This window comes from Pseudoclavibacter sp. AY1F1 (assembly GCF_002931075.1).
Lineage (GTDB): Bacteria > Actinomycetota > Actinomycetes > Actinomycetales > Microbacteriaceae > Pseudoclavibacter.
On the sequence record NZ_PSTQ01000012.1, the window covers coordinates 88,025 to 108,903 of the forward strand.

The 20,879-nt window shown below is 68.2% G+C and carries 20 protein-coding genes and 1 pseudogene; 13 read left to right on the forward strand and 8 right to left on the reverse strand.

The window, feature by feature from the left end; translation table 11 throughout:
• Positions 1 to 87 precede the first annotated feature (87 nt).
• The 6 genes and pseudogenes from C5B85_RS19615 to C5B85_RS15775 form a co-directional block, all read left to right on the forward strand.
• Positions 88 to 345, forward strand: a pseudogene (locus tag C5B85_RS19615) (glycosyltransferase family A protein); the annotation flags it as partial.
• A 173-nt stretch (positions 346 to 518) separates the two neighbouring features.
• Positions 519 to 926: a hypothetical protein gene (locus C5B85_RS19620; protein ID WP_258070850.1), complete on the forward strand. Its 408-nt coding sequence runs from the start codon at positions 519 to 521 to the stop codon at positions 924 to 926.
• A complete protein-coding gene (locus C5B85_RS15760; RefSeq protein ID WP_104286960.1) occupies positions 923 to 1,120 on the forward strand; it encodes a DUF2795 domain-containing protein in 198 nt (65 codons plus the stop codon). Before C5B85_RS19620 ends, C5B85_RS15760 begins: the two co-directional genes overlap by 4 nt.
• Before the next feature lie 67 nt (positions 1,121 to 1,187).
• Positions 1,188 to 1,436 (forward strand): hypothetical protein, encoded by a 249-nt coding sequence (locus C5B85_RS15765; protein ID WP_104286961.1) that lies wholly within the window; start codon positions 1,188 to 1,190, stop codon positions 1,434 to 1,436.
• The gene (locus C5B85_RS15770) at positions 1,433 to 1,645 is read left to right on the forward strand and encodes a DUF2945 domain-containing protein (RefSeq protein ID WP_104286962.1); all 213 of its coding nucleotides are present in this window, start codon (positions 1,433 to 1,435) and stop codon (positions 1,643 to 1,645) included. The genes C5B85_RS15765 and C5B85_RS15770 overlap by 4 nt, the downstream gene beginning before the upstream one ends.
• Before the next feature lie 10 nt (positions 1,646 to 1,655).
• Positions 1,656 to 2,519, forward strand: a complete 864-nt coding sequence (locus C5B85_RS15775) for a Cof-type HAD-IIB family hydrolase (RefSeq protein ID WP_104286963.1) — start codon at positions 1,656 to 1,658, stop codon at positions 2,517 to 2,519.
• Between the two features lie 374 nt (positions 2,520 to 2,893).
• Here the strand turns inward: C5B85_RS15775 and C5B85_RS15780 are convergent, their stop codons facing one another.
• Genes C5B85_RS15780 through rhaI form a run of 4 tightly spaced genes read right to left on the reverse strand, consistent with a single transcriptional unit; the run spans position 2,894 to position 8,912 of the window.
• Entirely contained in the window at positions 2,894 to 4,153 is a 1,260-nt protein-coding gene (locus tag C5B85_RS15780; protein WP_068495301.1) for an alpha-hydroxy acid oxidase, read from the reverse strand.
• 19 nt (positions 4,154 to 4,172) lie between these two features.
• Positions 4,173 to 5,654: a rhamnulokinase family protein gene (locus tag C5B85_RS15785; RefSeq protein WP_104286964.1), complete on the reverse strand. Its 1,482-nt coding sequence runs from the start codon at positions 5,652 to 5,654 to the stop codon at positions 4,173 to 4,175.
• Positions 5,651 to 7,687 (reverse strand): bifunctional aldolase/short-chain dehydrogenase, encoded by a 2,037-nt coding sequence (locus tag C5B85_RS15790; RefSeq protein ID WP_104286965.1) that lies wholly within the window; start codon positions 7,685 to 7,687, stop codon positions 5,651 to 5,653. Before C5B85_RS15790 ends, C5B85_RS15785 begins: the two co-directional genes overlap by 4 nt.
• Positions 7,688 to 7,745: 58 nt before the next feature.
• Positions 7,746 to 8,912 carry an L-rhamnose isomerase gene (gene rhaI, locus C5B85_RS15795; protein ID WP_104286966.1) on the reverse strand — a complete coding sequence of 389 codons (1,167 nt, stop codon included), beginning with the start codon at positions 8,910 to 8,912 and terminating at the stop codon, positions 7,746 to 7,748.
• A gap of 299 nt (positions 8,913 to 9,211) precedes the next feature.
• Between rhaI and C5B85_RS15800 the strand changes: the two genes are divergently transcribed.
• The 5 genes from C5B85_RS15800 to C5B85_RS15820 all read left to right on the forward strand — a co-directional run bounded on the left by C5B85_RS15800 (position 9,212) and on the right by C5B85_RS15820 (position 14,857).
• Positions 9,212 to 10,261: an FUSC family protein gene (locus C5B85_RS15800; RefSeq protein ID WP_146077985.1), complete on the forward strand. Its 1,050-nt coding sequence runs from the start codon at positions 9,212 to 9,214 to the stop codon at positions 10,259 to 10,261.
• Between the two features lie 121 nt (positions 10,262 to 10,382).
• Positions 10,383 to 11,723, forward strand: a complete 1,341-nt coding sequence (locus tag C5B85_RS15805) for an MFS transporter (protein WP_104286968.1) — start codon at positions 10,383 to 10,385, stop codon at positions 11,721 to 11,723.
• A gap of 118 nt (positions 11,724 to 11,841) precedes the next feature.
• Positions 11,842 to 12,909: a Gfo/Idh/MocA family protein gene (locus C5B85_RS15810; RefSeq protein WP_104286969.1), complete on the forward strand. Its 1,068-nt coding sequence runs from the start codon at positions 11,842 to 11,844 to the stop codon at positions 12,907 to 12,909.
• Positions 12,906 to 13,745 carry a DUF6807 family protein gene (locus tag C5B85_RS15815; protein ID WP_104286970.1) on the forward strand — a complete coding sequence of 280 codons (840 nt, stop codon included), beginning with the start codon at positions 12,906 to 12,908 and terminating at the stop codon, positions 13,743 to 13,745. Before C5B85_RS15810 ends, C5B85_RS15815 begins: the two co-directional genes overlap by 4 nt.
• Positions 13,746 to 13,846: 101 nt before the next feature.
• Positions 13,847 to 14,857, forward strand: a complete 1,011-nt coding sequence (locus C5B85_RS15820; RefSeq protein WP_104286971.1) for a LacI family DNA-binding transcriptional regulator — start codon at positions 13,847 to 13,849, stop codon at positions 14,855 to 14,857.
• Positions 14,858 to 15,101: 244 nt separating this feature from the next.
• Here the strand turns inward: C5B85_RS15820 and C5B85_RS15825 are convergent, their stop codons facing one another.
• The gene (locus tag C5B85_RS15825; protein WP_104286972.1) at positions 15,102 to 15,662 is read right to left on the reverse strand and encodes a sugar O-acetyltransferase; all 561 of its coding nucleotides are present in this window, start codon (positions 15,660 to 15,662) and stop codon (positions 15,102 to 15,104) included.
• 67 nt (positions 15,663 to 15,729) lie between these two features.
• Positions 15,730 to 16,968: an ATP-binding protein gene (locus C5B85_RS15830; RefSeq protein ID WP_104286973.1), complete on the reverse strand. Its 1,239-nt coding sequence runs from the start codon at positions 16,966 to 16,968 to the stop codon at positions 15,730 to 15,732.
• Between the two features lie 141 nt (positions 16,969 to 17,109).
• Here C5B85_RS15830 and C5B85_RS15835 point away from each other — a divergent pair, with 141 nt between their 5' ends.
• Both C5B85_RS15835 and C5B85_RS15840 read left to right on the forward strand, forming a co-directional pair.
• Positions 17,110 to 17,625, forward strand: coding sequence for an adenine phosphoribosyltransferase (locus C5B85_RS15835; RefSeq protein ID WP_104286974.1), 516 nt, complete (start codon positions 17,110 to 17,112; stop codon positions 17,623 to 17,625).
• Between the two features lie 117 nt (positions 17,626 to 17,742).
• Complete coding sequence (locus C5B85_RS15840) at positions 17,743 to 19,110, forward strand: amidohydrolase family protein (RefSeq protein ID WP_104286975.1); 1,368 nt, start codon at positions 17,743 to 17,745, stop codon at positions 19,108 to 19,110.
• Positions 19,111 to 19,192: 82 nt separating this feature from the next.
• Here C5B85_RS15840 and C5B85_RS15845 read toward each other — a convergent pair whose 3' ends face one another.
• Together C5B85_RS15845 and C5B85_RS15850 are read right to left on the reverse strand one after the other, a co-directional pair.
• The gene (locus C5B85_RS15845; RefSeq protein WP_104286976.1) at positions 19,193 to 20,071 is read right to left on the reverse strand and encodes an ABC transporter permease; all 879 of its coding nucleotides are present in this window, start codon (positions 20,069 to 20,071) and stop codon (positions 19,193 to 19,195) included.
• Positions 20,068 to 20,877: an ABC transporter permease gene (locus tag C5B85_RS15850; protein WP_104286977.1), complete on the reverse strand. Its 810-nt coding sequence runs from the start codon at positions 20,875 to 20,877 to the stop codon at positions 20,068 to 20,070. Before C5B85_RS15850 ends, C5B85_RS15845 begins: the two co-directional genes overlap by 4 nt.
• Positions 20,878 to 20,879 lie beyond the last annotated feature (2 nt).

Sequence of the window (20,879 nt, forward strand, 5' to 3'; positions counted from 1 at the left end):
GCCACCACGTCGGCGCACGGCAGCAGGCGCGGCTCCGCGCGCTGGGCCGCGCCGCGCGCGCCGGACCCGACCAGCCCGACCGTGGACGTGCTCATCCCCACCGCCGGCCGCACCGCGGAGCTCGCCACGACGCTCGCGGGGCTCGCCGCGCAGGACGACCCGCCGTTCCGCGTCATCATCAGCGACCAGTCGGAAGCCCTCCCCGCCACGGCCGCCCCTGCCGTCTCCGCGATGCTGCGCGTGCTCGAAGCACAAGGACGCGACGTGGTCGTGCACCGCCACCTGCCGAGGCGCGGCATGGCCGAGCAGCGCCAGTTCCTGTTCGAGCGCGCCTCGTCCCCGCAGGTGCTCTACCTCGACGACGACGTCTGGCTCGAACCGGGGACACTCGCGCGCATGAGCGCCACCTCATCCGTCAACGCTGCGGCTTCATCGGATGCGCCGTCCAGGGGCTCTCCTACCTGGACGACAACCGACCCGCGGAACGGGCCCCGTTCGCGGCATGGGGAGACGAGGGTGTGCGGCCGGAACGGGTACGTCCCGGCACCCCCGAGTTCGAACGCTGGACGCTGCACAACGCCGCGAACCTCCTGCATCACGCCGCCGAGCTCGGACTCTCCGACGACGAGCAGCTCGCCTACCGCGTCGCCTGGGTCGGCGGCTGCGTCCTCTTCGACCGGGCGACGCTCGACCAAGCCGGCGCATTCAGATTCTGGCCCTCGCTGCCGACCGCCCATGCCGGTGAAGACGTCGCCGCCCAATGGCAGGTCATGGAGCTCGCCGGCGGCGCCGGACTCCTCCCGAGCGGCGCCGTGCACCTCGAAGCCCCGACGACCATCGTCGACCGACGCGTCGACGCGACCGACATCGTCTTCGCAACCGACCAGCGCCGCCCGGCGCCCCACCAAGAAAGGAACGCATCATGAGCGAGACACCGAACCCCATCCAGGTGCAGAAGTACCTCGGCGGCATCGACTACCCGGCAAGCAAGGAGACGATCCTCGAGTCGGCACGAGACGCCGGTGCCGACGACAACGTGCTGCAGGCCCTCGAAGCCATCCCAGAGGGCGACTACGACGCCCCCACCGCCGTCAGCTCCGCGATCTCCGACGCGAGCTGACACACCTGCCCTTCCGCGCCGGATGCGCATCCATCGCGCATCCAGCGCGGGAAGGCAGGATGCGCGCATGAAGAAGCTGATGCTGAACACCTACGTGTGGGTGGCGATCGCCTTCTACATCGTCGCCCTCATCGACCTCGGCAACGACGGCAGTATCTGGATCGTCTGGTTCGCGCTCGGCCTGGTGTTCACGGTCATCGCCTACCGCGGACCGAAGCCGAAAACCCGGGCCGACGCCTACGACGACAGCCCGAACGACAACAGCAGCAGCGGCGGCAGCAGCCGCAGCAGCAGCAGCAGCGAGGAGACACCGTGACCGCAGACTTCAGCACGGGTGATCGTGTGAGCTGGAACACCTCGCAGGGGCGCACGCAGGGCAAGATCATCGAGAAGAAGACCAAGGACTTCCAGTTCGACGGGCAGAAGTTCACCGCCTCCCCCGACGAACCGGCGTACCTCATCGAGTCGGAGAAGACTGGGGCGAAGGCCGCGCACAAGGGAGCTGCGCTCCGCAAGCTCTCGTAGGCTGGTCCGCATGGCAGACACCGTGCTCGAGACCGCCGACCGCCACTATGAGACCTCGCTTGCGGGCAACGACGTACGTCTTGTCGTCGCCGACATGGACGGCACGCTGCTGCTCGACGACCACACGGTTCCTGACGCGTTCTGGGCTCTCCTGAAGCGGATGCGCGAGGCCGGCGTCGAGTTCGTCCCTGCCAGCGGGCGCCAGTACGCGACCCTCGCGAAGCTCTTCGAGCGCGACTCCGACGGCATGTCGTTCATCGCCGAAAACGGCACCTTCGTGGTGCGCGATGGCGAGGAGGTGAGCTCGATGACCCTCGACGAGTCGTTCATCCGGCAGGCCATCGCGCTGCTGCGCGGCCTCATCGAGGCGGGCCACGACCTCGGGGTCGTGCTGTGCGGCAAGAAGTCGGCGTATATCGAGCGTGGCGACGACGTGTTCATCGCCGAGGCCCGCAACTACTACGAGGCGCTCACGATCGTTGACGACGTGCTCGACACCGACGACGAGTACGTGAAGATCGCCGTCTACGACTTCGCTGAGGTCGAGACCGGGGCCGCCGCTGAGGTTGATGAGCTGCGGGAGTCCCATCGGGTCGTCGTATCGGGTCACCACTGGATGGACATCATGCCGCCGGAGGCTAACAAGGGTCTCGCCGTGCGTCAGCTGCAGGAGCGCCTCGGCGTCACTGCCGCGCAGACTGCGGTCTTCGGCGATTTCTTCAACGATGTCGAGATGTTCGCCGAGGCCGAGCGGTCCTACGCGATGGCGGGCGCGCATCCCGAGGTCAAGGAGATCTCGAAGTACCTCGCGCCCTCCAACCAGGAGCAGGGTGTCGTCACGGTCGTGACCGCGCTCCTCGACGCGCGGGGATAAGTGCCGAAGCAACCTCCACCAGCGCCGCGCAACGCAGTTTCGACTCTGATGGGTTTCATCAACCGGTGATGGGTTCCGCCAGAACAGCGTGATGGGTTCCGCCAACCGGTGATGGGAATTTTCCCATCACCGGTTGGCGAAACCCATAAATTTGACCGGCGGCCAGCACAGCGGCCAGCACAGCGGCCAGCTCAGCGGCCAGCACAGCCCAAGAGTTGTGGCACCGTGCTGTTCCCCGGAGCGGGAGCAGCACAGTGCCACAATTTCTTGCGTGAGCGTTGCGCAATCGGCGGGCGCATCCGCCGGTTCGCGCGAGGCCTCACCAGCCTCAGCCCTCTCGGGCGCGCAATGACAGCAGGATGGGCCTGCCGGAACTACGCGCGGTCGGGGGCCGCTTCGATGAACGACGTCGGCACGTAGCGCTTCAGCTGCGTGACGTGCGACGGGTTCAGTTCCTCAAGCGAGTGAGCACCGAGGAGCTTCATGGTGCGGATGATCTCGTCGGAGAGGATCGCGATGGTGCGGTCGACGCCTTCGCGCCCGCCTGCCATGAGGCCGTACAGGTAGGCGCGGCCGATCATCGTGAAGTTCGCGCCGAGCGCGACGGACGCGACGATGTCTGCACCGTTCATGATGCCGGTGTCGACGCCGATCTCGAGGTCCTTCCCGACCTCGCGTGCGACGGCGGGGAGCAGGTGGAAGGGGATCGGAGCCCGATCCAGCTGCCGCCCGCCGTGGTTGGAGAGGACGATGCCGTCGACGCCGAGGTCGGCAAACGTCTTCGAGTCCTCGAGGTTCTGCACGCCCTTGATGACGATCTTGCCCGGCCACATCTCGCGGATGACCTTGAGGTCCTCGAAGTTGATCGTCGGGTCCATGGCCGAGTCGAGCAGCTCACCGACTGTCCCGCCCGTCGTCGCGAGCGACGCGAACTCGAGCTTTGGGGTCGTGAGGAAGTCGATCCACCACCAGGGGCGCGGGATGGCGTTGATGATCGTGCCGACCGTGAGCTGCGGCGGGATGGAGAAGCCGTTGCGCTTGTCGCGCAGGCGCGCGCCGGCGACTGGGGTGTCGACCGTGAAGTGGAGCGTGTCGAAGCCGGCTTTCGCGGCGCGCTCGACGAGCCCGTAGGAGATCGAGCGGTCCTTCATGACGTACAGCTGGAACCAGTTGCGGCCGTTCGGGTTGACCTTCGCGACCTCTTCGATGGTCGTGGTGCCGAGCGTCGACAGGGTGAAGGGGATGCCCGCGGCCGCGGCAGCCCCGGCTCCGGCCGTCTCGCCCTCGGTCTGCATGAGGCGAGTGAACCCGGTCGGGGCGATCGCGAACGGCATCGCCATCGGCCCGCCGAGCACGGTGCTCGACGTGTCGACGTTCGCGACGTCACGCAGCACGGACGGGTTGAACTCGACGTCCCGGAACGCGGTGCGCGCGCGGCGCAGCGACAGCTCACCCTCGGCGGCGCCGTCGGTGTAGTCGAAGGCCGCCTTCGGCGTGCGTCGCTTCGCGATGCGCCGCAGGTCCTCGATCGTCAGCGCCGAGTTGAGTCGGCGGCGACGGCCGTTGAGGTCGGGCTTCTTGAACTGCATGAGCTCGAGCAGCTCGAGGGGCTTGGGGGCTTGACGTTTCACCATGGGGCAGCTGCCTTTGCTTCTATCGGGTGATCTTCGGGTCGTAGCGGATGATCTGCGTCGATCTGGCGACGATGGAACGGATCTCGGAGAGACTGTCGGGGATCCAGCCGTGCGCGCGTGCCTGCACAAGCAGGTTACCCATGGCGGTCGCCTCGACGGGACCCGCGAGTACGGGCATCCCCGATCTGTCGGCCGTCGCCTGGCAGAGGAGCGCGTTCTGCGAGCCACCGCCGACGATGTGGATGACGTTCACGGGATGCTCGGCCAGGTTCGATGCCGTCGCGACGGCGTCGGCGAATGCTTGCGCGAGGCTCTCCACGATGGAGCGGACGATCCCGGCGGGACTGGTCGGCGCTTCGAGGCCACGCTCGGTGAGCCAGGAGGCGATGCGCCCCGGGATGTCCCCTGGTGCCATGAAGACCGGGTCGTTGACGTCGAAGATCGGCACGTCTCCGGAGACTTGTGCCGCGTCGGCGAGCAGCTGCTGGAGGGTGCTCGAGCGCTGCGCATCCGTCGCTGCCGGCTCCCAGTGCCGCTGCGATTCGGACAGCAGCCACAGGCCCATGACGTTGTGCAGGAAGCGCACGCGGCCGTCGACGCCGCCCTCGTTCGTGAAGTTCGCCTCGCGGGCGGCGTCGGTGACGACCGCCTCGTCGAGCTCGAGGCCCACGAGGCCCCACGTGCCACACGAGATGTATGCGAAGTCGCGGCCCACGTTGGGGATCGCGACGATCGCGGATGCCGTGTCGTGCGAGCCGACCGCGACCACGTCGATGTCACGCCCGACAACCCGCGCCGCCTCGCCTTCGAGCGAGCCGAGCACGGCGCCGGGGTCGACGAGGTGCGGCAGGATGCGTGCGGGCACGCCGACCTGCTCGGCGAGCTCCACATCCCACGCGCGAGTGTCGGCGCGAAGCAGACCGGTCGTGGATGCGTTGGTGCGCTCGGCGACCTGCGCGCCCGTCAGCCAGTAGGCGAGCAGGTCGGGCAGGAGCAGCATCTGCTCGGCGAGGCCAAGCAGCTCGCCGTCGGTCGCCAGCTGGAAGACCGTGTTGAACGGCAGGTGCTGGAGGCCGTTGCGGCGGTACAGCTCCTCCGGCGAGACGATGGCGTGCACGGCCTCGACTCCCCGCGCGGTCCGCTCGTCGCGGTACGCGTAGGGCACGCCGAGGACGCGGCCCTCGCGCAGGAGCGCGTAGTCGACGGCCCACGAGTCGATGCCGATGCTCGCGATCTGCCCTGGCGCATCCCGTTCTGCCGCCGCCAGCCCGTCGAGGACGTGCTGGTAGAGGCCAAGCAGGTTCCAGTGCAGCCCGTCGCGCGTGCGCACCGGGTTGTTCGGGAAACGCGCCTCGTGGCGCATCGTGAGCACGCCATCCGTGATCGTGCCCGTGATGACGCGACCGCTCGTGGCGCCCAGGTCGACGGCCGCGACTGTGCGAGGCGCATCCGCCCCGCCTCGGCCGCCGGCGACCGAACCCTGCGTTGCAGCGTCCGTCATCGCAGGAAGGCTGCTGCGACACCCGAGTCGACGGGGATGTGCAGGCCGGTCGTGCGCGTGAGCTCCGGGCCCGTGAGGACGTACACCGCGTCGGCGACGTTCTCTGGCACGACCTCGCGCTTGAGGATGGTGCGGTTGGCGTAGTACTGGCCGAGGTCCTCTTCCTTCACACCGTAGGTCGCGGCGCGGTTGGCGCCCCAGCCTGCCGCGAAGATGCCGGAGCCGCGCACGACGCCGTCGGGGTTGATGCCGTTGACGCGGATTCCGTGCTCGCCGAGCTCGACCGCGAGGAGGCGGACCTGGTGGGCCTGGTCGGCCTTCGTCGCCGAGTAGGCGATGTTGTTCGGGCCGGCGAAGACGGAGTTCTTCGAGGAGATGTAGATGACGTCGCCGCCGAGCTTCTGCTCGATGAGCGCCTTGGCGGCGGCCTTCGACACGAGGAAGGAGCCCTTCGCCATGACGTCGTGCTGCAGGTCCCAGTCCTTCTCGGTGGTCTCGAGCAGGGGCTTGGAGAGCGAGAGGCCGGCGTTGTTGACGACGAGGTCGATGCCGCCGAACGCGAGGAGCGTCGCGTCGATCGCGGCCTGCACGCCAGCAGCGTCCGCGACGTTCGCAGCGACGCCGATCGCGACGTCGGTGCCTCCGAGTTCGGCCGCCGCGGCCTGCGCCTTTTCGAGATCGAGGTCGGCGACGACGACGCACGCACCCTCAGCCGCGAGGCGGGTCGCGATGGCCTTGCCGATACCGGAGGCTGCACCCGTGACGAACGCGATGCGCCCCTGGTGCGTCTTCGGCTTCGGCATCCGCTGCAACTTCGCCTCCTCGAGCGCCCAGTACTCGATGCGGAACTTCTCCTCGTCCGAGATCGGGGAGTAGCTCGAGAGCGCCTCGGCGCCGCGCATCACGTTGATCGCGTTCAAGTAGAACTCACCGGCGACGCGGGCGGTCTGCTTGTTCTTGCCATACGAGAACATGCCGACGCCTGGGACGAGCACGATGAGCGGGTCGGCGCCGCGGATGGCGGGCGACTCGGCCGTCGCGAACCTGTCGTAGTAGGCCTTGTAGTCGGCGCGGTAGGCCGCGTGCAGCTCCTCAAGGCGGGCGAGCTGCTCCTCGACGGATGCCGTGGTCGGCAGGTCGAGCACGAGCGGCTTGACCTTGGTGCGCAGGAAGTGGTCTGGGCAGCTCGTGCCGAGGGCGGCGAGCTCGGCGAGCTTCTCGCTCGCGAGGAAGTCGAGCACGCGCTCGTCGTCGGTGAAGTGCCCGATCATCGGGGCGTCGTGCGACGCGACGGCGCGGATCGACGGTGCGAGGGCCGCCGCACGTGCACGGCGCTCGTCGGCGGGGAGCGCCTCGAAGCCGCTCACGACGCCGCCGAACGGGTCGGCCTTGCCGTGTGCATCGATGTATGCCGCTGCAGTGTCGATGATCCAGAGCGAGTTGCGCTCCGACTCTTCCGACGTGTCGCCCCAGGCAGTGATGCCGTGGCCGCCGAGGATGCAGCCGATGGCCTGCGGGTTCTCGTCCTTGATGTTCGCGATGTCCAGGCCGAGCTGGAAGCCGGGGCGGCGCCATGGCACCCAGACGACCTTGTCGCCGAAGATCTTCGCCGTCAGCTCTTCCCCGTCGGCCGCCGTCGCGATCGCGATGCCGGAGTCGGGGTGCAGGTGGTCGACGTGCGCCGCATCCACCAGGCCGTGCATTGCCGTGTCGATGGATGGGGCGGCCCCGCCCTTGCCGTGGAGGCAGAAGTCGAAGGCCGCGACCATCTCGTCCTCGCGCTCGACGCCAGGGTAGACGTTCGTGAGCGCACGGAAACGGTCGAGGCGGAGCACAGCGAGGCCCTGCTCGGTGAGCGTTCCGAGGTCTCCGCCCGAACCCTTCACCCAGAGCAGCTCGACGGGCTCACCCGTCACGGGGTCGGTCTCGGTGCCCTTCGCGGAGGTGTTGCCACCCGCGTAGTTCGTGTTCTTCGGGTCTTCGCCGAGGCGGTTGCTGCGCGAGATGAGGTCGGCTGCTGCTGGGTTCGTCATGTCAGTTCCTTCGAGGCTCGTGAGGTCGTGAAGTCGTGAGGTCGTTGGCGGGTGACGCTTACGCGCCCCAGCTTGCCTGGACGCCGCCGACGCGTTCCTCGGCGACCTGCTGCTCGTATCCGGATGCACGGAACGCGGCGAGCGGGTTCGCGGGCAAACCGCGCGACTCGCGCCACTCGGCGAGGGCGGGGCGAACGTCGGTCGAGAACGCGTCCATGTAGACCTCGTGGGCGACGAGCACGTCGCCGGACTTCTGGGCCGCCGTGAGGGCTTCCTTGTCGATGAGCAGCGCTCGCGCCGTCATCTCCTGCACGTTGAGGACGGAGCGCATCTGGCCCTGGATCTTCGACTCGACGTTGTGGCACTGGTCGAGCATGAAAGCCACGTCTGGGTTGTTCAGGCCGCCGCCGCGGATGACCTCGGCGAGGATGCGGAACAGCTGGAACGGGTCGGCCGAGCCGACGATGAGGTCGTCGTCGGCGTAGAAGCGCGAGTTGAAGTCGAACGAGCCGAGGCGGCCGAGGCGCAGCAGCTGCATGACGATGAACTCGATGTTCGTGCCAGGCGCGTGGTGGCCCGTGTCGAGGCAGACCATGGCCTTGTCGCCGAGGGCTGCGACCTGCACGTAGCTCGTGCCCCAGTCCGGAACGTCCGTGTGGTAGAAAGCCGGCTCGAAGAACTTGTACTCGAGCACGAGGCGCTGGTCGTCGCCGATGCGGGCGTAGATCTCCTGCAGCGAGTCGTGCAGGCGATCCTGACGGCCGCGCAGGTCGGCCTGGCCCGGGTAGTTGGAGCCCTCGGCGAGCCAGATCTTCAGGTCGCGCGAGCCCGTCTCGTCCATGACGTCGATGCAGCGCAGGTGGTGGTCGATGGCCTTGCGACGCACTGCGGCGTCTTCGTGCGTGAGGGCGCCGAACTTGTAGTCGTCGTCCTGGAACGTGTTCGAGTTGATCGTGCCGAGCTCGACGCCGAGGTCTTCAGCGTGCTTGCGGAGGGCGGCGAAGTCGTCGACGACGTCCCACGGGATGTGCAGGGCCACGCTGGGGGCAAGCGCGGTGTACTTGTTGACCTGTGCCGCATCGGAGATCTTCTCGAACGGGTCGCGCGGCGTGCCTGCCGTCTGGAACACCTTGAATCGGGTGCCTGAGTTGCCGAACGCCCAGGACGGGAGCTCGATGCCCTGTCCTTCGAGCGCTGCAAGCTGGTCTGCGGAGAGGATGCTCACGGTTCGTCGCCTTCGTTGGTCGGTTGCGGATGCGCTCCCGGGCCGAACGACGTCGTCCACGGCTTCGGGAACTGGATTCACGGGCTTCGGCTGACAGCGGAGGCTGTGCACACCGAACTCGATTGAATCGTTTCAGTGGCACCAGATTACGAGTAGGGATGAATCGTGTCAAGCGCGCTCGGCGGTTCTTGCGCAACCGAGACAGCGCGTGCCGCGCCCGATCCGCGTCAGCACAGGCGAAACGCGCATCCAGTATCGTCGGAAAGCGCATTCCCAATCTCAGAAGACACGACAGGCTCATGACACGCACCCACCCGATGGCCGACCTGCCACATCCGCGGCGCCTCTTCGAGCTCGGCCCACACAACGGCGCCCACCGGGTCGCCATCCGCGCCGGGATCTCCGTCGGCGTCCCACTCCTGATCCTGTGGGGCATCGGCCACGTCGAGCTCGCCCTCTACTCGACCTTCGGCGCCTTCGTCTCGTTCTACGCACGCAGCCACTCGCACCTGATCCGCGCCCGCCTGCAGACCGGCGTCGCCATCGGGATGGTCGGGGCCGTCAGCATCGGGGCGGCCGTGAGCCTCTCCGAGCACCGCGAGTGGCTTGTCCTGCCCGCGACCGCCGTCTACGCGGCGGTCATCACCGGAGCTGCGCAGCGCTTCGCGTGGAAGCCGACGGGCGCACTCTTCCCCGTCTTCGCGCTCACAGCGACGGCATCGATCCCTGGCGGCATGACGGATGCGCTCCTCGCCGCGGCCACCGCCGCCGCGTCTGCCTCATTTGCACTGCTCGTCGGGGTCGCGGGCCTGGCCCGCCCGTCGACGCGCGCCTTCGAGCGACGGGCACGAGCATCCGCCAGCCCCATACAGCCCGACAGGCTCCGAGCGCGGGATGCGATTGTCGGCGGCATCCTCGTGGGCGTCGCCGGGCTCATCCCAACCACCTTCGGCTTGGACTACCCGTACTGGGCCATGGTCGCTGCCGCGGCCGCGCTCGCCACCTCGGGCCCGGACGAGCAGCTGGTGCGTGCCGGCCACCGCCTCACTGGAACCGTCGCCGGGGTGGCCGTGGCGTGGCTGATCATGGCCGTCGACCTGCCGCCGCTTGCCACGATCGCGGCCATCTGCGTCCTGCAGATGTGCGCCGAGCTGTTTGTCGTGCGCAACTACGGCCTGGCCCTCGTGTTCGTCACACCGCTCGCCTTGGTCATGCTCGACTTCGCGCACCCGCAGCCCGACCTCTCGCTGCTGTGGGCCCGGGTTCTCGAGACGGCGATCGGCGTCGCCGTCGTGATCGCGGCCGCGCTCCTGTGGCGCTCGACACGGCGGCCGCCGCGCTCGGAATAGCCGACGTCGGAAACTCAGCGCACCCCGTGCTTGACACGTTTCAGGACCGGTGGCAGAGTGGAAAGCGCTTACCCGCTTCGAGCGGGACATCTAACATGGTCAAAGATGACGAGGATTTTCAATGACGAGAACACAGAGTGACACCACCGTGGCGTCACAGGAGAACGAGGGCAAGACCCCGCGCAAAGCCGCGCTCAGCGGCTGGATCGGCAGCGTCCTCGAGTACTACGACTTCACGCTCTACTCGCAGGCGGCGGCCCTGGTCTTCCCCGTCGTCTTCTTCCCGACCGGCGACCCCACGGTCGCCCTCATCTCGTCGCTCGCCACCTACGCGGTCGGCTACGTCGCACGCCCCATCGGCGCGATCGTACTCGGCAACTGGGGCGACAAGCACGGCCGCAAGAACGTCCTCGTCATCGCGATGCTGCTCATGGGCCTCTCGACACTCGCCGTCGGCTTCCTGCCCACCTACGACCAGATCGGCCTCTGGGCGCCCCTGATCCTCGTGTTCCTGCGCCTCATCCAGGGCTTCGCAGTCGCCGGAGAGCTCGGCGGCGCAAGCGCCATGATCGTCGAGCACGCCCCAGCCGGCAGACGAGGGTTCTTCGCGAGCTTCGGACTCCAGGGCACGCAGGCCGGCTCGATCATCGCGACCGCCGTGTTCATCCCCCTCACCGCAGTGCTCACCGACGAAGCCTTCCTCGAGTGGGGCTGGCGCATCCCGTTCATGCTCAGCGCGTTTGTTGTGCTCGCCGGGTTCCTCATCCGCAAGCACGTCGAAGAGCCGCCGGCCTACACCCGCTCGCTCGCCGTGCAGCAGGCGCAGAACCGCCAGGCACCCGTTGTCGAGCTCTTCAAGAACAACGGCTGGACCGTCTTCCGCGCCATCCTCATGACCCTCGCCAACGTCGCAGGCGTCACGACGCTCGTCTTCGGCACGAGCTTCGCCACGCAGGAGGCCTACGGGGTCGCGATGCCAGCATCCACCTTCCTGTGGGTGCCGCTCATCGCCAACGTCGCGGCGGTCATCGTCATCCCCGTCTTCGGGATGCTCTCCGACAAGATCGGGCGACGGACGCTCATGATCGTCGGATCGTTCGGCTCCGGACTCGTCGCGATCGGGTACCTCTCCGCCATCCAGTCCGGCAACCTCGTGCTGACGATCGTCCTCGCGATCCTCATGATGGGTGTGCTCTTCCAGATGTGGAACGCGACCTTCGCGACGTTCTTCCAGGAACTGTTCCCGACACAGACGCGAGTCACCGGCTTCGCGATCTCCCAGAACGTCGGCCTCATGATCGTGGCCTTCCTGCCCTCGATCTTCACCTTCGTGGCCCCGCCAGGGTCGGACAACGTGCCGCTGGTCGTCGGCGGACTCACCCTCGCCATCGCGACCGTCTCTGCTCTCGCGACGCTGCTCACTCCGGAGACTCGTGGCAAGGACATCGAGACCCACGACTGACCCGAGCCCGGCTCAGCCCTGACCGAGGCCGTCCCCACCCTGGGGGCGGCCTCGACCGGCACCCGGGCACCCGACTGCGGACATCAGCGAGACTGCATCACAACGGAACGAGGACACCATGACGAGAATGCGCGCGGCCATCATCGGTACGGGCGACGTCGCGCGGCTGCACGCCGAGGCGATCGCGGCGCGGAACGACGCTGAGGTTGTTGTCGCGGTCGACGTTGACGCCGCGAGGGCGGCCACCTTCGCAGCGAAGTACGGCATCTCGTTCTCCAGCACCTCGCTGCCCGACCTCGACGTCGACGTCGTCCACCTCTGCACGCCGCCAGCCGGCCACGCAGTCCAGGCCGAGGAGGCGTTTGCGCGAGGCGCCCACGTGGTGGTCGAGAAGCCGCCCGCCCTCACCCTCCGGGACGTCGACCGCATGGTCGCCGCAGCAGACGCCGCCGGCCGCCAGCTCGCCGTGGTCTTCCAGCAGCGCACCGGCACCGCGGCGGCGCACGTCAAACGCCTCCTCGACTCAGGCGATCTCGGGCGTCCGCTCCTCGCGCGCTGCGACACCTTCTGGTTCAGGGACGACGCGTATTTCGCCGCGCCCTGGCGCGGCACCTGGGCAAACGAAGGCGGTGGCACGACCCTCGGCCACGGCATCCACCAGCTCGACCTGCTCGCCTACCTGCTCGGCGAGGTGGACGAGGTGCACGGCCAAGCCTGGCGCCTCGCGCGTGACATCGAGACGGAGGACGTCTCGACGGCGGTGCTGCGCTTCGAGTCCGGCGTCGTCGCGACGGCCATGACAAGCGCCGTCTCTCCTCGGCAAGAGAGCTCCATCCGCATCGACACCAACCTCGCGACGATCGAGCTCGAGCACCTGTACGGGCACGGGCACGGCAACTGGCGCATCACGCCCCGTCCGGGCACGGACGCGCCCGCCAACTGGGCCTTCCCCGCATCGGAGACGCCGAGCGGTCACGACGCCTACATCGACGCCGTCTACCCGGCACTCGCGGCGGATGGGCCGCTGCCCTCCGTCGCCACCGCCCCCGCAAGGTCCATGGAGATCGTCGCCGCCCTCTACGCGTCGAGCGAGCGGGGTTCCGCGGTCAGTCTGCGCGAGGTGCGGGAGTCCGCCGAGCTGCGCGGGCCGATGTCCGCGCGCGTGCGAGACGAGCGTTCCCGATGAGCGCCGCTCCCACCGAAGAGCTGCCCTCCGGCCTCGGCACGGTTGTGTTCAGCGATCCCACGGCGCTCCCCCTCGAATCGCCCCGCCCGTACGTGCATCCGGTTCGCACCCCGGGCGGCGCCGTCGTGAGCGACTACCGCCCGGCTGACCACGACTGGCACTGGGGCCTCTCCGTGACCGTCGCGAACATCCGCATCGGCGACGCGGCACAGGACACCAACCTGTGGGGCGGCGTCACCTGGGTTCCCGACCGCGGCTACGCGCAGCTCGACAACAACGGCTCGCAGACCGTCGACGGCACACACCTCACGTGGCGCGAGGCCGACGGCTCCGCGTTCCTGCGGGAAAAGCGGATGCTCGACGCGAGCATCGTCGACGTCCACGGGAGCCCGGTCGGCATCATCGACGTGCTGAGCAGCTGGACGAACCTCCGCGACGTCGGGCTCGCGTTCGGCTCGCCCACAACCGCCGGCCGCCCGAACGCCGGATACGGCGGACTGTTCCTGCGGCTCCACCGGAGCTTCGACGGCGCGCGGCTGCTGTCGCCTCTACTGCAGACCGACCCGGATGCCGTGGTGCACGGCGCGGAAGCTCCCTGGCTGGGCCTCGACGCCGGCCGGGCGACGGTGGTCATGGGCGCGCATCCGGAGAACCCGGTCTCCCCCGCCCCGTGGTTCGTGCGCAACGACGCCACCCCGATGCTCTGCGCAGCACCCTTCTTCCACGAAGAGTGGATGCTCGGCGCCGGTGAGAGCGCGACCTGGCGTTGGCGAATCCTGCTCTCGGACTCCCCCATCAACCGGGACGACATCTGGCGTCTGCTCGGCACGGACTGAGCACCGCCTGCGCCGTGGCATCCCGAGTTACCGCGCCCGCGCGAGGCACCCGCCCCGCTACCGCGGTGTGGCCTAGCATCGCTGTACACCAAAGGAGGCCCATGGCAGTCAGCGTGCGCGACGTCGCGACACTCGCAAGCGTCTCCGTTGGCACGGTCTCGAACGTGCTGAACCACCCGGAGAAGGTCTCGAAGACCACTGTCGACAAAGTGCAGTCGGCCATCGAGGAGCTCGGGTTCGTGCGCAACGACGCCGCCAGGCAGCTGCGCGCCGGCGAAAGTCGCACAGTTGGGCTCATCGTCCTCGACCTCCGGAACCCGTTCTTCACCGAGGTCGCCCGCGGCGCCGAGGAGCGCGCCGCCGAGCTGGGATTCTCCGTCCTCGTCGCCAACAGCGACGAGCAGGAGGAACGCGAGCGCACCCACCTCGGCCTCTTCGAGGAGCAGCGCGTCTTCGGTGTGCTCGTCACGCCCATGGCCGCGAACATGCCCCAGCTCGAGCGCCTCCACAAGCGCGGGACGCCCGTTGTGCTCGTCGACCGCGAGAGCGCCGACGAGCGTTACCCATCCGTCGCCGTCGATGACCGCACGGGCGGCCGCATCGCCGTCGAGCACCTCCTCGCGACCGGGCACCGGCGCATCGTGTTCCTCGGCGGCCCGATGGAGATCCAGCAGGTCACCGACCGTTTCGAGGGAGCCCGCGACGCCGTGAGCGACGTCGACGGGGCGACGCTCGAGGTGCTGGCAACGGATGCGCTCTCCATGTCGGAGGGCAGGCGCGCGGGGCTCGTCCTCGCCGAGCGATCCAGCGCGGAGTTGCCTGACGCGGTCTTCGCGGCCAACGACATGCTTGCGCTCGGGCTCCTGCAGAGCCTGCAGGGCACAAGCCACGCGACGGTGCCGGAAAACATCGCGCTCATCGGCTACGACGACATCGACTTCGCGGCCTTCGCGTCAACATCGCTCAGCTCCATCCACCAGCCGGCGCACCTCATCGGCTCGAAAGCCATGGACCTGCTCGTCGCCTCCGCCCGCGACCCGAAGGCAACCCCCGAGCACATCCGCTTCACGCCGGAGCTCGTCGCCCGCGCCTCCACCGCACCCCGCGCCTAGCGCCCCGCACCTGGCACCTGGCCCCGTCCTCCCCTGCAGACCTGGGGCTCGCGCACCTCTCCGGGCCGCCCCACATGCACAACCCCCATGTGTGCCCCAAGCACCAGCGCAGACCTCGCACTTGCGCACGCACATCCGGCAAAGCGGATGCGCAACCCCCACGTCTCGCAACCGGGTGCGCGGGCAGCGCGGCAGACAGGCAGGCAGGCAGGGCGAGGAGACGCGCAGAGCCCCGCAGCGCCGCTCACCAGGTGCGGCGGACCGTGCCTTTGGGACCCGCGACGAGGCTCGCCGCCGGAACGTCGTCGGCGACAACCATGCCTGCCGCGATGACGGCGTCCCGGCCTACGCTCACTCCGGGCAGGATCGTCGCGCCCGCCCCGATCCACACGTTCTCGGCAACGTTTATAGGCGCGCCCGTCAGGAAGTGCCGCCGCTCTTCCGGGTCGACGGGGTGGCCCATCGTGATGAACGTGACTTTCGGTCCCACCATGACCCCGTCGCCGAGCCGGATGCCCGCATAGTCGAGGAAAGTGCATCCCTGGTTGATGAACACCCGCTCCCCGACCTCCAGGTTCAGTCCGTGGTCGGTGTGAAACGGCGGATACACGGTGGCGCTCCTCGGCAGCGGCCGGCCCAGGATCCGCCCGAGCAGGTCGCGCTTGCCAGACTCGAACTCGAACGGCAGGCCGTTGAGGCGCATCGTGATCGCGGTGACCTCACGCACCCGCACGCTCATGGCGGCGAACTCGGCGCCGAACACGCGTTCACCGCGCTCGAGGAGATCGGTGTCGTGGATGCGCATGAGCCATTCGTCGTTTATGGGCCCATGATGGCGCAGAAGCGCACCCGACCCCCTTGCCCATCGAACATCACTCCAGATCAGGCCAGTCGCTTGTCAGGTACGCCCCGACAGCTCGGTGGCGAAAATCGTATGGCTTGCCGCGAATGATGATGCCGCGCTTCGTGTCGAGGCGCTGAGCAGACGGGCCTATGGGGGTGGCCGATGCGTACCCCAGCCGCTGCGCGATCGAGGTGGCTGTCCGCTGGTCCGGCTCCAGCTCAGCCATTGCTCGAAGGAACGCACGTTCGGATTCCGGTAACCGCTCCAGGATTCGCTCCACGTGTGACAGAGCCTCGACTCTCGCCTCACCCCACCCGGCGCGTACGTCATCACGGGTGATGACGGTGTCAACCCCGGCGAACCAGGCCTGCTGACCGGCAAGCTGGAAGAGGAAGGGCTCTCCTTGGCTCAGTTCCACGATGTACCTCTGGGCATCGGGTTCCAAGAAGATCCGCGCCTCGGTCCCCTGGGGAGTAAGAATTGGCCAGCCCTTAGTGACGAACGGCTGCAGCGCAGCCGAGAAGTCCTCGTCGCCGATAGGCGTGAGAATCGTCGTCTGGAATCGTCTCGCAAACGTGGCACCTTGTCGCGCACCAGCCATGTCAGCGAACTCGGGCAACCCGGTGAGGTACACGGCAATCGGCAGAGCGACCGCGACCTGACGCCCTCCCGGGACCGACTCCAGCTCTTCATGAACGAGTGCGTCGCCGAATGCGATCAGCATCTGCGAGAGCACGTCCGGCGAACTGATGTTCTGCATCTCATCGACGTGGATGAGCACCATGGTGTCGCCGTGGCGTCGTGCGGCGCGGCCCAGTTCGATCAGAAGCTCAGTGAGCACCGAGTAGGCATCCGGGCGATCTCGCGCCTCCCTTGTCGCCATCGAGACGCCAGCCACCGAGAGTTGCTGCACCTTCCCGAGGAGTTCGCCGAGCTGCCGATCGCGTTTGAGAGGGAGCCCAGCCGCTTGCGACAGATCCAGGAGTGCGGTCGCGACTCGCTTCAATGGATCCGTCCCGGACGGAATGCGCAGTTGTGGCGTCACCCAATCTCCAGCTTGAACTGCATCCGCAGCGATGCGCCGGACGAGCGTGGACTTGCCGAGGCCGGCCTCGCCGAGAATCGTCCGTCCACGCTCGGGAATACCCGCGAGACGTCGTGGGCGGATGACGTCGTGCCAATCGCTGAGCTGCTTTGTACGGCCAGCCCAGACGCTCGGGACAGTATCGGAGCCTGGACTGAATGGTGAACTGAGTGGCGTCCTCATGCTGATAAGTTTATCAGCGAGCCGTCGGGTCGATAAACTTATCAAGGGTTCTCACCGGTCCCAATCGCGCGACTGCCGGTCGCGCATACATCCGCGTTCCCTGACATCTCTTCGCAAGAACGCCACACGTATCCTTGACGCGTGACCCTAGAGCTCGTGCGCGCCGAGTCGCTCATCGCGACCATTCCGGACTTCCCTGAAGCGGGCATCCAGTTCCGTGACATCACTCCGCTCTTCGCCGACGGCCCCGCCCTCCGCGCCGTCGTCGACGCCGTGCTCAGCCCGTTCGCCGGGTCCTTCGATGTCGTTGCAGGCGTCGAGGCCCGCGGGTTCTTGCTCGCGGGGGCCATCGCGAACGCGGCGGGGGTCGGCCTCATCCCCATCCGGAAGGCAGGCAAACTGCCCCGTCCCGCGGCGTCGATCACGTACGACCTCGAGTACGGGACGGACAGCCTGGAGGCTGCGCAGGACCTGCCCGCCGGCACCCGCGTCCTGCTCGTCGACGATATCCTCGCCACCGGCGGAACCCTCCGCGCGGGCCAGCAGCTCCTCGAGCGACTCGGCTACACGCTTGTCGGCACGGCCGTCCTCATGGAGCTTGTCGAGCTCGACGGCCAGCAGGTCGCCGGCCCCGTGCACACCCTCTTCGAGGTCTGAGCCGCAAGTCGCCGCAGGGCGCCTCAGGGCACCTCAAGGCACCTCAGGGCACCGCAGAGCTGTGACAGGGCCGACGCCGTGACAGACCCGAAACATGGGCTGGCTAGCGTAGCGAGCATGTCCCTCCTTGTCACCCACGCGCGCCTCATCACGATCCCCACGGGCTCCACGGATGCCGGCTACATCGAAGACGGCTGGATGCTCGTCGAAGACGGCCGCATCGCCGCGATCGGCAGCGGGGCCCCGTCCGTCACCGCCGATGAGACCCTCGACGTGGCCGGGAAGTTCGTGGCCCCCGGGTTCGTCTCGAGCCACTCGCACCTGTTCACGAGCGGGTTGCGGGGCCTCGGCGTCGCCGACACCCTCTACGGCTGGTGCGACTCGATGCTGGGCACAACCGCACACATGACGCCCGAGCAGCTGTACTGGTCGACTCTGCACGGCTCGCTCGACTTCCTCTCGAACGGTGTCACGACGGCCTACAACTTCACCGACCCGCTGCAGGCGTGGGAGTCGATGGTCGACGGGAAGCGCACCGGAACCGCCGGCATCCGCCCGCTCGAGTATCACTACCGCCAGGCGGACGGCACGCTCGACTCCGGCATCCGCTTCGTGGATGCATCCGGTATGGACGCGACCGTCGGCAGCGACGACGAGATCTTCGACAGGCTCCAGGCCGAGGTCGCGCACACGAGGGCCATGGACCCGGCGTTTGCACTCGGCTCATCCATCATGGGCCAGGTGCAGTGGTCGCCACGGGACGACTCCGCGGAACTCGAAGCCGAGGCGATGCGCCGCTTCGGCATCACGAACCAGGCGCACTTCCTCGAGTCGCCAGAGGCCGTCGAGCACCAGCAGTCGAAGTTCGCGCTGTATCGGGATGCGGGTGCCCTCGAGCTCGGCCTCATGTTCGGGCACTTCATCCAGACCACCCCGGAGATCATCGCCGAGGCCGCCGCGCGCGGCGCGAGCATGTCCTGGCAGCCGGCATCGAACGGGCGGCTCGCCTCCGGCGTCGCACTCGTACCGGAGATGCTTGAACTCGGCATGAAGGTGGGCGTGGGCCTCGACGACCAGGCCTGCACCGACGTGAGCGACCCGTGGCAGAACATGCGCATGGGCATCTACATGCAGCGTGCACGCACCAAAGACCCGCTGTCGATGATGCCAGAGCTGATGCTGCGGCTCCACACCCTCGGCGGGGCCGAGATCATGGGCGTCGCCGATCGTGTCGGCTCGCTCGAGGTCGGCAAGTTCGCCGACTTCGTCGTCGTCGACCCGCGCTCCCCCGACGTCGGTCCCCTCTGGCACCCGGTGCGCTCGTACGTGCTCGCGATGAACCCCAGGAACCTGGAGGCCGTCTACGTCGGCGGTCAGCTCGTGAACCGAGGCGGCGCATCCACCAATCCGCTTGCCGAGGAGGCGTCGGCAAGACTCCACGAGCTGCCGGCGGCGATCATCCCCCTCCGCGGCCACCCGCACTGAATGACGACGGGGCCGGGAGGAATCTCCCGGCCCCGTCGTCTCGGCGTGCGCGATCCAGCGCCGACGCCGCGGCGCCGCGGGCTCAGCGCTGGGAGACGCCCATCCCCATGCGGTCGAGGACGATGTTCTCGACGATCTGCACAAGGTTGTACGACACCAGCGTGATGATGGTGATGAGCGCGATCGACGTCCACAGCTCGGAGAACTGCGCCTGCGCGTTGAACTTCAGGATCGCGCCGCCGATGCCGGTTCCCGTCGAGAGCCACTCGGCGAGCAGCGCGCCCGTCACGGCTCCGGGCACGGACACCCGGGCGGCCGCGAAGATCGACGGCAGCGCGCCAGGCATGTTGACCTTCAGCAGGCTCGTGAGCCGACCGCCGCCGAACACGTGCACGACGTCGAGGCTCTGCTGGCTCGCCCGGCTGAGGCCGAAGAGCACGCTCGCGAGCGCCGGGAAGACGACCACGATCGTCCCGATCACCGCGACGGAGGCCGTCGTGCCTCGACCGGTCATGAGGATGATGACGGGCGCGATGGAGACGAGCGGGATGGTCCGCAGCAGCAGCACAAGCGGCATCACCCCGGCCTCGACCCCTCGGGAGAGGCTGAAGGCCACCGCGAGAACGATGGCAACAGCCATGCCCACGACGAATCCGAGCGCCGAGTCCGCGAGCGTCTGCCCGACGAGCGGGAACATCTGCGCTCGGTGCTCTGCGGCGTCCTCGGCCCCGACCAGGAACTCCCACACGTCCAGCGGACCCTTGGCGATGAACGAGGAGATACCGGTGAAACTCACGACCGCCTGCCAGAGCAGGAGCAGCACAACAAGCGTGATGCCCGCCGAGCCGAGCGAGCGCAGCACCGTCTTCCGGAGGGCGCTTCGTCGCTCGCGCACGATCAGGGTCGCGGCGGCGTCGTCAGCCGCTGTCTTCGCCTGCTTGTCCTGCACGATCGCGGTCATCGCACTGCCTTTCCGGAGACCCACGGTGTGATGAAGCGGATGACGAGCCCGAAGAGCCCGTAGGCCGCGAGCGCGAACACCGCGCACAGCAGGAACACCGACCAGACCCCGGCCGAGTCGAGCTGCCCCTGCAAGCGGATGAGGGTCGGCCCGACTCCCGCGGTGATGGATCCGAGGTACTCGCCGAGCACCGCGCCGAGGAACGCCGAGGGCACGGCGATCTGGAGTGCGTTGAGGATGGCGGGGAGTGCAGCAACAAGACGGACCTTGCGCATCTGCATCCACGAGCCGCCGCCGAAGACGCGGACGACGTCGAGCGACGCCCGGTCGGCCGACTTGAAGCCGAGGATCGCGCCGACGACGGTCGTGAAAACGCAGACGAGCGCCGCGAGGAAGATGGCCGTCTCCGACGGGTCGCCGGGGCTCTTCGCCCCGCCGAGCACCACGATGGAGATGCCGCCGACTGCGACGATCGGCAGGCAGTACGTCACGACGGCGATCTGCGTGATGACCGTCTCCAGGCGGGGGAAGACGAGCACGACGGTCGCGAGCAGCAGCGCGATGCCGTTGCCCCACACGTAGCCGATGGCCGCCGCCGTGATGGTCGGGGCGAAGACACCCCACGTTCCCGCGATGTTGCCCTGCACGAACAGCCAGTCGAAGACGGCGAGCGGTGAGGGCACCGGGGTGAAGCTCGTCCCCTCCGACGGCTGGAAGGCCGCGACCGAGACGAGCCACCAGATCAGGATGAGAACCGCCCCGCCGATGAGCGCGGCAAGCCAGCCGGGGATGCGCTCCCTGGCCATCG